The 12460-nt window shown below is 46.8% G+C and carries 12 protein-coding genes; 10 read left to right on the top strand and 2 right to left on the bottom strand.

Translation table 11 applies throughout. The features are described from left to right. Positions 1-79: 79 nt before the first annotated feature. The 5 genes from H8S84_RS07175 to H8S84_RS07155 all read left to right on the top strand — a co-directional run bounded on the left by H8S84_RS07175 (position 80) and on the right by H8S84_RS07155 (position 6046). On the top strand, positions 80-1825 hold the full coding sequence (locus H8S84_RS07175) for a complex I subunit 4 family protein (protein WP_187066545.1): 1746 nt from the start codon (positions 80-82) through the stop codon (positions 1823-1825). Continuing rightward, positions 1826-3325 carry an NADH-quinone oxidoreductase subunit N gene (locus tag H8S84_RS07170; protein ID WP_187066544.1) on the top strand — a complete coding sequence of 500 codons (1500 nt, stop codon included), beginning with the start codon at positions 1826-1828 and terminating at the stop codon, positions 3323-3325. Positions 3326-3333: 8 nt separating this feature from the next. Continuing rightward, positions 3334-5229: an amidophosphoribosyltransferase gene (locus H8S84_RS07165; RefSeq protein ID WP_187066543.1), complete on the top strand. Its 1896-nt coding sequence runs from the start codon at positions 3334-3336 to the stop codon at positions 5227-5229. Between the two features lie 95 nt (positions 5230-5324). Next, complete coding sequence (locus H8S84_RS07160; RefSeq protein ID WP_187066542.1) at positions 5325-5522, top strand: hypothetical protein; 198 nt, start codon at positions 5325-5327, stop codon at positions 5520-5522. 71 nt (positions 5523-5593) lie between these two features. Further along, a complete protein-coding gene (locus H8S84_RS07155; protein WP_187066541.1) occupies positions 5594-6046 on the top strand; it encodes a hypothetical protein in 453 nt (150 codons plus the stop codon). A 74-nt stretch (positions 6047-6120) separates the two neighbouring features. Here H8S84_RS07155 and H8S84_RS07150 read toward each other — a convergent pair whose 3' ends face one another. Further along, positions 6121-8316 (bottom strand): M3 family metallopeptidase, encoded by a 2196-nt coding sequence (locus H8S84_RS07150; RefSeq protein ID WP_187066540.1) that lies wholly within the window; start codon positions 8314-8316, stop codon positions 6121-6123. A gap of 251 nt (positions 8317-8567) precedes the next feature. Here H8S84_RS07150 and H8S84_RS07145 point away from each other — a divergent pair, with 251 nt between their 5' ends. The 4 genes from H8S84_RS07145 (at position 8568) to H8S84_RS07130 (ending at position 10488) form a co-directional block, all read left to right on the top strand. Beyond that, positions 8568-8807 carry a hypothetical protein gene (locus H8S84_RS07145; RefSeq protein ID WP_187066539.1) on the top strand — a complete coding sequence of 80 codons (240 nt, stop codon included), beginning with the start codon at positions 8568-8570 and terminating at the stop codon, positions 8805-8807. 76 nt (positions 8808-8883) lie between these two features. Then, a complete protein-coding gene (locus H8S84_RS07140) occupies positions 8884-9135 on the top strand; it encodes a hypothetical protein (protein ID WP_187066538.1) in 252 nt (83 codons plus the stop codon). Positions 9136-9281: 146 nt separating this feature from the next. Next, positions 9282-9740 (top strand): hypothetical protein, encoded by a 459-nt coding sequence (locus tag H8S84_RS07135; protein ID WP_187066537.1) that lies wholly within the window; start codon positions 9282-9284, stop codon positions 9738-9740. A 7-nt stretch (positions 9741-9747) separates the two neighbouring features. Then, positions 9748-10488 (top strand): class I SAM-dependent methyltransferase, encoded by a 741-nt coding sequence (locus H8S84_RS07130; protein ID WP_187066536.1) that lies wholly within the window; start codon positions 9748-9750, stop codon positions 10486-10488. A 63-nt stretch (positions 10489-10551) separates the two neighbouring features. Here the strand turns inward: H8S84_RS07130 and H8S84_RS07125 are convergent, their stop codons facing one another. Further along, positions 10552-11871 (bottom strand): alpha/beta hydrolase family protein, encoded by a 1320-nt coding sequence (locus H8S84_RS07125; RefSeq protein WP_187066535.1) that lies wholly within the window; start codon positions 11869-11871, stop codon positions 10552-10554. Between the two features lie 254 nt (positions 11872-12125). Between H8S84_RS07125 and H8S84_RS07120 the strand changes: the two genes are divergently transcribed. Next, positions 12126-12428: a hypothetical protein gene (locus tag H8S84_RS07120; protein WP_187066534.1), complete on the top strand. Its 303-nt coding sequence runs from the start codon at positions 12126-12128 to the stop codon at positions 12426-12428. Positions 12429-12460 lie beyond the last annotated feature (32 nt).

Raw genomic sequence — 12460 nt, 5'->3', positions numbered from 1 at the left:
GGAGGTTTTATTGATTGGATGGATTAGTTTTGACCTTGTCACTAAAAACTCGGAACTCATAACTCAGAATTCGTAACTCTTGAACGATTTTATACTTAGCGGCTTAATCTTCTCACCTCTGCTGGCAGCACTTGTTTTGTTGCTTATACCAAACCGGTTGCAGCAGCCAATCAGGGTTGTGGCGCTGTCCGGGACGGTGGTGCAGCTGATTTTAGCTATACTTTTATACTTCAGGTTTGATGGTGCGGCCTTTGCCAACGGGCATACCGGGTACCAGTTTGTGGAGAAGCTGAACTGGATCGGCTTTTCACTGGGTAGTTTAGGCCGTCTCCAGATCGACTATTTTGTGGGTGTAGACGGCATAAGTATAGGCTTGGTGCTGCTCACGGGCATTATAGGCGTTATTGGCGTCATCTCTTCCTGGACCATCACCAAAACAGTTAAAGGCTATTTCCTGCTCTACCTGCTACTCATGACGAGCGTGATGGGCTGCTTCCTGGCACTAGATTTTTTCCTGTTCTACCTCTTCTTCGAGTTCATGCTCCTGCCAATGTACTTTTTAATTGGTATCTGGGGAGGGCCAAAACGAGAGTACGCTGCTATTAAGTTCTTCATTTATACTTTAGTAGGCTCGCTCTTTATACTTGTAGTGATGATCGGGTTGTATACTTCGGTTATTGATCCGGTGGCTACAGCAGCATACCTGGAGCTACTGCCGAATGGAGTTGCCAGTCAGGAGGCTGTTTTGCAGGTACAGCAAATGCTGCAGCAGAATGTGATTAGTGGCTCTGAGCTGGTGCGCACGTTTAACATACCGGCCATGATGGAGCCTGCCAACTATATTCCTGGCAGCCTGCTGCACGTGCTCTCTGGATCGGTGCTGTGGGATCTGCCGCTTCGGTTTATCGCTTTCCTGCTGCTGTTTGCCGGGTTTGCCATTAAAGTGCCGTCGGTGCCGGTGCATACCTGGTTGCCCGATGCCCACGTAGAGGCGCCAACACCTATCTCTGTGCTTTTGGCGGCTATACTTCTGAAAGTTGGTGGCTATGGTTTGATCCGAATTGTGTACCCGATTTTCCCGGATGCAGGTGCCTATTTCTCTATACTGGTGGGTGGCTTAGGTGTGCTGTCTATTATTTATGGCGCACTGTGTGCCCTTGCCATGAACGACCTGAAGAAGCTCATTGCTTACTCTTCAGTGTCGCACATGGGTTTTGTGTTGTTGGGCTTGGCTTCGCTTACCGTAGAAGGAGTGAACGGTGCGGTTTACATGATGTTCAGTCACGGCATTATCTCGGCTATGCTCTTTTTGGTAGTAGGTGTGATCTACGACCGCTCTCATAACAGGATGATCCTGAATTTCCGTGGACTGGCCAGCCGAATGCCGGCTTATACTTCTTTTGTAGTTATCGCCTTCTTCGCCTCATTAGGTTTACCTGGCTTCTCCGGTTTTATCTCGGAATTGATGGTGTTGCTGGGTGGCTTTAGTGCACCGGACGTAACGGGTATGCTGCCACGTTGGATGACGGTGGTAGCGGTAGTAGGTTTGCTCTTGAGTGCGGCTTATTACCTATGGGCCCTGCAGCGCATGTTCTTTGGCAAATACTGGATTTTTCCGGAGCTGCGCGAAAAAGCCAACATTGCCGACCTGACTACACGGGAGTACCTCATGCTGGTACCATTGGCTATACTCACATTGCTTTTTGGTATTTTCCCGCACCTTCTCCTCGATAAAATGGGTGTGGCGGTAACAGGTTTCACGGAGCTGGTGCTACAGAACGGGCAGGAGCAGTTAAACATGGTTTTATCTACGATTATCAGGTAAGTGAACGAACAGGCAACCCTTTTATCAGATAAGATCAACGCCATACTTTCAGGTGCAGGCTCGTTGCTGCCTGAGTTGCTGTTGGCAGTGTTCTTCCTGCTGCTGATTATCCTCGACCTGTTCAAGTCTAAAAGTATAAAGCAACTGCTGCCCTGGCTGGCGCTAACTGCTTTGTTCTCCACGCTGGTTATACAGATACTGGGAGGCTATACTTCCGGCAACGAAGCTTTCCTGAACCTGCTGCTGTCTGATGGATTGGCGCGATTTGGCGGTATCCTTTTTAGCGCGACCGGTATCTTCACCATACTTTTATCCCTGCAACACAAGCCCCTTGAAAAGCTAACGGAGGGCAAAGGAGAGTATTACGGGCTCATACTTATACTGGTACTTGGACTCAACCTGATGGCTAAATCAGTGAACCTACTGATGGTTTTCCTGAGCATCGAAACAGTTTCTATTGCCTCTTACATCCTGACGCTTATACTTAAAGACAACCGGCGTTCCATAGAGGCTGGTATCAAATACATTCTGTACGGTTCGCTTTCGGCGGGTGTAATGGTGTACGGCATGTCCTTTTGCTATGGCTTTACGGGCACTTTAAACTATACATCGGAGGGGTTTGCACTAGCACTTTCACAGGCTAATGGCTTACTTGTTACCGTAGCAGCCATACTTGTGTTTGCTGGCTTCTTCTTTAAAATATCGGCAGTGCCGTTCCATTTCTGGGTACCCGAGGTATATCGTGGCGCTCCAATGGCGGTGGTAGCGTTGTTCTCAACAGGTCCGAAGATGGCGGGTATTTTGGTGATCCTTCGCTTTGTGGCCCCGTTTTCTGATAGTCTTGCTTTTTCGGATGTGCAGCTGTTTCTGGGTATCGCAGCCCTAGCAACTTTAGTAATTGGTAACTTAACAGCACTCTGGCAAAAGACACCTCGCAGGCTGATGGCTTTTTCCTCTGTTTCGCATGCGGGTTTTCTGCTGGCGGCTTTGCTGGCGTTTGGCACCGACTATACTTCCGGCATACTTTTTTACTTGACGGTGCTGCTGTTCATGAATTTCGGTATTTTCCTGTTCCTGCAGATTTCGGAGGATGAGCTTGGGGTAGAGGAACTAGAGCATTTCTCGGGGCTTGGTAAAGTATATCCTTACCTGGGCGTAATCGCACTGCTATACTTGCTGTCGCTTACAGGCCTGCCGCCGTTAGCAGGTTTTATGGGCAAGCTGCTCATCTTTACAAATATTTGGGAAGCTTATACTTTATACAACAGCCCTATGCTGCTGGCCCTTTTGGGGGTGGGTGTGCTGCTTACCGGAGTGGCTTTGTTTTATTATATAAAGATTCCATACTACCTTTTCTTTAAAAGGAATTTAAGAGAAGAAAATTTAGTTATTTCACTATCGAATAAACTGCTGCTGGCGTTTTTCGTCCTTCCGTTGCTGGTGCTGTTCTTTAAACCGGACCTGCTCCTGAACTGGATCGAACAAGTGCTGGCACAATAAAAGCACCCATGAGCGACTCTATTAAGCACGAATGCGGCATCGCCCTGATCAGGCTTAGAAAACCGATCGACTATTATGTAGAGAAGTATGGAACCCCGATGTACGGTGTAAACAAGCTGTACCTGCTTATGCAGAAGCAGCATAACCGTGGCCAGGACGGTGCGGGGGTTGCCAGCATCAAAATAAATGCCCTGCCAGGTATAGATTACATTAACCGCTTTCGTTCCGTTAAAACCCGCGCCATCGACAGCATTTTCGGTAAGATTGGCAAGGAGTTCAGAAACCTGAAGGAAGAGCATCCGGAGCAGGCAAACAATACAGAATGGATCTGGGAAAATATGCCCTTTCTGGGAGATGTGTACCTGGGCCACCTGCGCTACGGCACACACGGCATTAACAGCGTAGACAATTGCCACCCGATGGTGCGTGAGAATAACTGGCGCAGCCGCAGTCTGGCCGTGGCCGGTAATTTTAACATGACCAACGTGGATGAGCAGTTCCAGAAACTACTGGAACTGGGCCAGCATCCAAAGCATAAATCCGACACCATCACAGTACTGGAGAAGATCGGCCATTTCCTGGACGAGGAGAACCAAATGCTGTTTGATGAGTTTAAGAAAGGCGACTATACCAACAAGGAAATTACCAGCCTGATAGAGCAGAACCTGAACCTGCAGCGCGTACTTAAACGTGCCTGCAAGGACTTTGACGGTGGCTACGCGATGGCGGGCCTTACAGGTTACGGCGCTGCCTTTGTAGTGCGCGATCCTAACGGCATTCGTCCTGCCTATTACTATGCCGACGACGAAGTGGTGGTTATTGCCTCCGAGAAGCCTGCCATTAAAACAGCATTTGATATAGATTATAATCAGATCAAAGAAATCACACCGGGTCATGCACTAATCATCGATAAAGCAGGTGATCCGGAGCTGAAGGAAATTTTGCCGCAGCGGGAGAAAATGTCGTGTAGCTTTGAGCGCATCTATTTCTCCAGGGGCAACGATCCGGAGATCTACAACGAACGCCTGAACATGGGCCGTTTGCTTTGCGACCAAATCCTGAAAGCGGTTGATTATAACCTGAAGGATACGGTATTCTCTTACATCCCGAACACTGCCGAAACCTCCTGGCTGGGCATGATGAAGGGAATAGAAGACTACCTGCGCACTTACCGCAAAAAGGCTATCCTGAACAACCAACTGACAGAGGAGGAGCTTGACGAGATTCTGCAGTACAAGCCACGCGCGCACAAGCTGGTAATTAAAGATGCCAAGCTGCGTACTTTTATCACTGACAACTCGAGCCGCGATGACCTGGTAACGCACGTGTACGACACGACTTATGAGGTCATCAAAAAAGGTGTGGATACGCTGGTTGTGTTGGATGACTCTATTGTACGCGGAACCACATTGGAGAAAAGCATTATCAAAATGCTGGATAAGCTGGAGCCTAAGAGGATTATCATCGTATCCTGCGCGCCGCAGATTCGCTACCCAGACTGCTATGGTATTGATATGTCCAGGGTGAAGGAGTTTGTGGCTTTCAGAGCCATGCTGGCTTTACTGGAAGACAATGGTAAGGGCTGTATGGTACAGGAGGTTTACCAGAAATGTGTAGAAGCACAGGGTACACCGGCTTTCCAGGAAAACAACTTTGTAAAGGAGCTGTTCGATCAGTTTACTGCTGACGAGATATCAACAAAAGTATCGCAGATCGTGAAGGCACCGGACATCAACGCGGAAGTACAGGTAATCTACCAAACCATAGAAGACCTGCACCAGGCTTGTCCGAACCACAAAGGCGATTGGTACTTTACAGGCAACTACCCAACACCAGGCGGTACAGGTGTAGTTAACCGTGCCTTTATGAATTTTGTAGAGAACAAGGGCGGAAGAGCATACTAGTCTCTTCTCCTGAATTTATACTTTCAGAACCTCCAAGGCCTGTGTTTTGGAGGTTCTGCTTTTATAGTCGAGTCAAATTTATACTTTACCAATCAATGAGCAACGTATCAGAAATCATATTCACCTTAATTCCGCTGGCCCTGTTTTTATACTTGTCGCTTACCATGCTTGGCGTGATCAAATATAACCAACAGACTGCTTTCCTGCAGAACGCATCCACCACAACTAAAATAGCTGTTTACGGAGGTACATTAGCGTTTTTGATTATGGCTGTGGTGGACCTTCTCCGGTAATTTTTAGTTAATTTATCATCATTTCCGCCCCGAAAGTCGTATTTTATGGATTGGTTTAATTTTTAGATTAAATGAGCATAGCAGATAACTCTGATACGGCTTGCGAAGAGGTGTTACAAAATGATTATGTGTCGGTGCTTTATGACAAGGCAAATACGCTGATTATTATTAAATGGAAGCGGCAGATTAATTTTGAGGAGCGCAAAGAGCTATTCATGTGGGGGTATCAGTTCTCTATCGACAACAGGGTAAAGAACTGGCTGATTGATGATGAAGAAATCTTTATGTTTACTCAGCAGGAAATAGATTGGGTAGAGAACATCTGGACTGAACTTTCCTCTGTAGCAGGTATACAAAAGCTTGCTGTTTACACGCCAGATCGTTTTCATACTTTATCAACGATGACTAATTTTACGTTGCAAGCACAAAAAAACTATAAGCGCCACGGCCATACGGAGCACGAAGTTTTTACCGACTACCAGGAAGCCCTTGATTGGCTCACCAGAAAAGTAGACCACCACTAGACATAACAGTTATAAAAAGCAAAAGCCTTGCAGACATTACATCTGCAAGGCTTTTTTATACTTACTATTTATTCTTATTTCTTAGACTGCGGCTTAGGCACCGGGAAGCCACGGTCACGCATTAGTGCATCAATCTTAGCATCACGGCCACGGAACTTGCGGTAAGCATCAGCTGGGTCCATAGAGTTGCGCGGGGCGAAGAGGTATTTCACCAGTCTCGCTGCCACTTCTGCATCGTAGAATCCGCCTGGCGCTTCGGCAAATGCTTCGGCAGCGTCAGATGTCAATACATCAGCCCACAGGTATCCGTAGTAGCCGGTTGCATAGCCTTCGCCGGAGAACACGTGTCCGAAGTGCGGAGAACGGTGACGCATCACAATCTCTTTTGGCATACCCAGTTTGTTCAGCGTTTCACGCTCAAACTTGTCAGGGTCCAGGTTTTCAGGGTCAGCCATATGGAAGTACATATCCATTAAAGCAGATGCCAAGAACTCGGTAGTAGCAAAGCCTTGGTTAAAGGTAGAAGCTTTCTCAATTTTAGCTACCAATTCTTTTGGCATTGGCTCACCGGTTTTGTAGTGCTTCAGGAACTGGTTGATCACTTTATCAGTAGATAGCCAACGCTCCAGCAACTGCGACTGGAATTCTGTATAGTCGCGCACACCACTGTTCAAGGTTGGGTATTTTACATTAGAGGCCAGGAAGTGCAGCGCGTGGCCAAACTCATGGAAGAACGTCTCCGCATCATCCCACGATACCAATACTGGCTCACCTGGGGCAGGTTTTACGAAGTTGGAGTTGTTTGATGCCAATACAGTTTCCTTGCCATTAAAGGTAGTGTGAGCACGGTAAGTAGTAGCCCATGCACCGGAACGCTTGCCCTGGCGTGCAAAAGGATCTAAGTACCACAGGCCGATGTGCTCACCAGTTGTTTTGTCGGTTACTTCCCATACTTTCACATCCTCGTGGAATACAGGAACAGAACCTTCCGGCACCGGCGTGAACTTAAAGTTGAATAGCTCACCGGCCGTGAAGAAGATAGCCTGCGTCAGGTTGCCCAGCTCCAGGTACTGTTTCACCTCATCAGAGTTTAAGTCATACTTCTGCTGGCGCACTTTCTCGGCGTAGTAGCGGTAATCCCAGGGCTCGATCGTGATCTTGGTTTTGCTGGTCTTGTTGGCAATAGCTTGCATATCTGCAACCTCTTCCTTGGCTCTGGCAACGGCTGCCGGCCACACAGCCTGCATCAGGTCCATGGCAGCTTCCGGAGTTTTGGCCATACGGTTTTGTAGGCGCCACTCGGCATAGTTATCATAACCCATCAGCTTTACTCGCTCGTTGCGCAGCTTCAGGATCTTTCGGATGTTCTCGTTATTGTCGTTCTCGTCAGCGTTGTCGGCACGGGAATAGTAGTTCTTCCATACTTTCTCACGCAGCGCACGCTCGTCGGAGTAGGTCAGGAACTGATCCATGCTGGAACGGGTGTTTGTTACGGCATACATGCCTGGCTTTCCGCGGTCGGCTGCTGCCTTGGCCGCTGCTTTTACAAACGACTCCGGCAGGCCGCTCAACTGATCCTTGGTAAAGTATACTACATACTTCTCCTCGTCTGCTAGGATGTTGTTAGAGAAATCGGTGTAAAGCGAAGAAAGCTCTTTGTTGATCTCAGCGTAGCGCTTCTTTTTCTCAGGGCTCAGATCGGCGCCTTCCATGGCAAAGCCTTCGTACACCAGTTGTACCACACGCTGCTGGTCCTCCGGAAGCGGGTTCTTCTTAGCGTTTTCGTAAACCGTTTTAATGCGCTGGAAAAGCTTCTCGTTCTGCGATATCTTAGAGTTGAACTCAGAGATCTTAGGCGCTAACTCAGTCTGTATCTCTCTGAACTCCGGAGAAGACATATTGCTGCTCCAGATGCCATAGTAAGTGAAAACCCTGTTCAGCTCCTCGCCGGCTTTTTCCATCTGTTCAATGGTGTTCTCGAAAGTGGCAGGCTGCGGGTTGTTGGCAATGGTCTCGATCTCGGCCAGGTTTAGGGCCATGGCTTTTTCCATAGCAGGCTTCAGGGCCTCCAAACTCATTTTATCAAAGGCTGGCACGCCACCATAAGGGCCTGTCCATTCTTTCAGCAGTGGGTTTGTCTCTACCTGCTTTTGTTCTACAGTTGCCTGCGTTTCCTGCGACTGCGGTGTCTGTACGGATGTACAGCTTGCCAATGCCAGCAACACAAGTAAACTTGACTTCTTGCCAGCAGTAACTATTTGCTTTTGCATAAATTGTTAGTTTGTGAAGGGAGCTCACATGAGCTCCTTAAGGTATAAGTTAGCACAAGATACGAAAAATCCGTGTTTTTTACCCGCTTTCGAGGCTATTAGCCTGTTTGCACAGCGGATGAATCTGGTATCGTGTTTATTTCTCTCAGCCTCTAAACATCAAAAGGCGTACTTGTGTTACTAAAATAAGGTTGAATTATATCTGAAATTTGGAACCTGCGTAGAATAGATTGTATCTTAAGTATTTTGTTATGTATGCTACTGTTTTCAACTTTGGAGAGGGGAGTCCGTTTATCGTTAGCAGGAGACCTGTAAAGCAGGAGATCCGGGACAGACTGTTATGGCAGGCAATGCGTGTCGCAAAAACAGGAAAACGCGTATTCAAAGATGGCCTGATCATCTATACACCGATTCCTGCGTACCTCGACGGGCCTGTAACGCTAAAAGTGTACTGGGATTTTAGAAGCCCCGAAGAGTATAACAGTAATTAAGCTGTAGCTTCCATCGTTATCTATAACAAAGCCTGTACGCAAACCTTACTTTAATATTTGCCACGTATACAATTGCATGAACCTCGAATTCTTTAACACCCACTCTCATGCAGGAAGATTAGAAATAATCTGGGAACATGGCACTTTCCTGGCTCAGCGGGGCAGGAGGGGTTATAGGATTGCGCTTTACGACCTGGGCAACTTTTTTGCAGAGATCTGGACAAACCCACATACAGATTACATAAGTATGGTGAGAGGCTACAAGAGCAAGAAAGCCCTGGAGCCTTACCTGGGTAAGATCAGTATCGAAAGTATGATGGAGTGGTAACTATCGGTTTTGCCGCAGCCAAAGTACACATTCCCGCCTAAGTATAATTTATACTTCTCATCCTCATCCAGCCTTAATCTGTAGGCTTAGCCATACTTCATTCGTATACTTGCAACAACAGTAGTAAAATTAAATACCGGCTTAGCATGAACGACCAAACCACACGAAGCAAAAAAACTATCCTGCACCTGTACGATTCTATACTCCCGGAGCTGGCAAAGCATATCAATGAAAATATAGCTCCCGTTACCGCCCTGTTTCACGACTTTGGCCTGGAACGGATAATTGATACCTGGACAAAAGACCCTGCAGGAGATGCAACCGAAGTGATAAGTATAGACAACGGCAACATACAGCAAATGGGGCTAAAGGTAAACCTGGAGGGCTTCCAAAGAACAGGCATGGACGCTTTCGACATGAAAAAGAACCTGCTTTTTACGCTGGATCGTAACAGCTATACTGTTGGACCGGACAAAAACACCACCTGGTTGGAGAAAGATTACCTGGAGCGCTGGAACAATGATGAGTATGAAATAGTGGCATCAAAATGGGCCGAGGAATTGATAGATGCCGTAACAGAACGTATCAAAAGTTTAACCTCATAACCTGTATATGAAGATATCTTCCTGCCTAAGTATAAATCCTGTCCTTGTGCTGCTGTTAGTGCTTTTAAGTGGAGCAACAGCCTGCCAGGCACAGACAGAGCAGACAAAAAGCGCTGTGTACAGTGCCAAGACGCCAGCACCGGGAGGTACGGGTAAAGTATACATGGGCCGCGAGATTGCTCGTGTAATCGGAACCGGTGGAGGAGGCTGGTTGGATAGAAGCACACGGCAGGAAGAAGAAAATTCGCTCCGGGCTATTGATAACATGATGCTTCAGCCTAAAAGTGTTGTTGCCGATATTGGTGCAGGTACTGGTTTTTATACTTTTAAAGTGGCCGAAAGAGTGCCAGAGGGCAAAGTATATGCCGTAGAGTTACAGGATGCCTTTATAAACACACTTAAAAAGCGTAAGCAGGAACTGAAGGCAGCAAATGTGGAGGTGGTAAAAGGCGGTATTAAAAGTATAAATTTGCCGGATGCCTCCCTTGATCTGGCCTTTATGGTAGATGTGTATCACGAGCTGGAGTACCCGCAGGAAATGCTGCAGGCCATTTACAAAGCCCTAAAGCCAGGTGGCAAACTGTTGCTGCTGGAGTATAAAGCTGAAGATCCTGATATAAACATCCGGGAGCTGCATAAAATGAGCGTGGCACAGGTAAGAAAAGAACTCGAGGCAAACGGTTTTATACTTTACAAACAGGTAGATGCGCTGCCGATTCAGCACTTTCTGATGCTTGAGAAAAAATAGCTTAATAGCCCTGCAAATACCAATTTGCAGGGCTATTAAGCTATTTTGTAATGCTGATATTATCTACTTTGCCGCAGTAAGCTTGGGTGTTATAGTAACGGAACTGACCACCTTGCCTCCTTTGCTCACAACTTTGGCTAATGGATGTTCTTTCTGGGCATCTACCTTCTGTAGCAGCTGAGAGAAAAGCTGTACCGCCTCAAGCTCAGTAAAAGTGCAGTGGCCATATCGGTTTATAGGTACTGCCTCAAATAAAGACAATTTCCCTACAGGTACTTTCTCCTGGTACAGGGTCATGTTCCAGATACGTGCAATAGGATCTCCGGTGGTGTGTGATTTGATCAAAGGCTTTTTAAAATTGCCGCTTGTCTCATAAAGTTTCCTGATGGTTTTGGTAGCCTCTTTGTCTGCTGAGTACCGCTGCACTGTCTGGTTTATCAATGCATCCAAGCCTGGGTCTCCTGAGCCTGAATAAACATAGTTCTGGTTATCAAATGGCTGGCCGCCCAGCTTTTCAATGGCATCAACAATGAACAGGTTATAAGTGAGCACACCTACAACAGTTTCTATAATTGTGTTCGGATCAGAGATCACGTAAGGTGCATCCGCTACATTTAATAAAGCAATCGTTTTGGCCGGATCCTGACTGATGGCGGCTATGATTTTTGGTATGTATACTGTCTCCCAATTTAAAATCATTTCCTGCGGCACATCTACTAAAGTACCAGGCAGCACACCAGGGAAAAAGAAATCGAATAATACTCTGAAGTTACCATAGTAGTTTAGTTGTCTCTGAAAATCACCACATGGCCCACACAAAGACAAACCGCCACTCCACAACTCCGGGTATCGTTCTATTGCCAGAGTTGTTACCAAACCTCCCTCAGAAGCACCTGTCAGGTAAATCTCTTCAGGCATGCCGTAGCGTTCGATAAACAGGTTCCGAAGATCGATCATATCCTGAATGCCGGTCTGCACAGCCAGGCCGTTGTCGCTGTAGCTGGTGGTGGCAAAGGCATAGCCAAGGCTTGTAAAAAGTGGGGCGTAAATACTTGCTTCATCAGCAATGTGCAGTTGCTCAAAAGCAGGTGTGTAGCCTCTGGCATAAAGTATAAGTTCTCCGTTCCAATTAGCGGGTACACAAATAAGTATGATCTCGCCGGATGGCTGCATTACTTCTGTCTGGCACACTGTCTGCGTTATACTACCATTAAAAGTAGTGACTGTTTGCAGCGTGGCAGCGGCATTAAGGCTTTGCGAAGGCTGCGGATCTTCGTCGATCACAGGCTGGCATTGGGTTAGCAATAACAGGATGCCTATTAAACTTGCAGTAAGTTTAGGCGCAGAAATTTTCAGTAACAGATACTTTATTAAAGCTTTCATAGGCTTGGGTTAAGATTTTACATAACTGAAATAAATGTGAACAGATAAGGGCAGGACGGAAAATTTTATTCACCAAGGGCAAGCGTTAAAGTATAAGTACGCGTTTTTAATAGTACTTAAGTGATCTTATTTTGAATTAATAGATGTAGATGTTAAACTTAGTAGTGTAGAGCAAATAACAACAGGTAAAACAAGGGCAGCTGAAGGTAAGCGTTAAACTGTTACATTAAGCTTGCCATGCTATATTTGCACCCATGAACTCCATCGACCTGAGCTCCTACTACCGTCTTTACGCCTTCTCCGACTATAGAAGTATGAAAGAGGCCCTGCCCTATATGCGGCGTGTGGTGCTGGCAAAAGGACTTATGGAAGTAGAAGAGCCAGATGCCAGAAGGTATGTGCAGCGTGTAGAGGGGAGTGGATATAAAAACTATCTGGAACCGCTCAACCATCTGCATGCCCGGGTGTCTGCCACCAACTCATTGATCACAGCTTTGCAGGTTTTGTACAAAAGCAATGGCTATTCTGCACGCTATATTGTGGTGGAGAGGCGGTAAGTATAAATACTTAACACACCTTACTTGCTCAT

This window comes from Pontibacter cellulosilyticus (assembly GCF_014306105.1).
In the GTDB taxonomy this organism is placed as follows: domain Bacteria; phylum Bacteroidota; class Bacteroidia; order Cytophagales; family Hymenobacteraceae; genus Pontibacter; species Pontibacter cellulosilyticus.
Note: the sequence above shows the minus strand (reverse complement) of the source record. Positions and strands in the feature narration are given on the sequence as shown.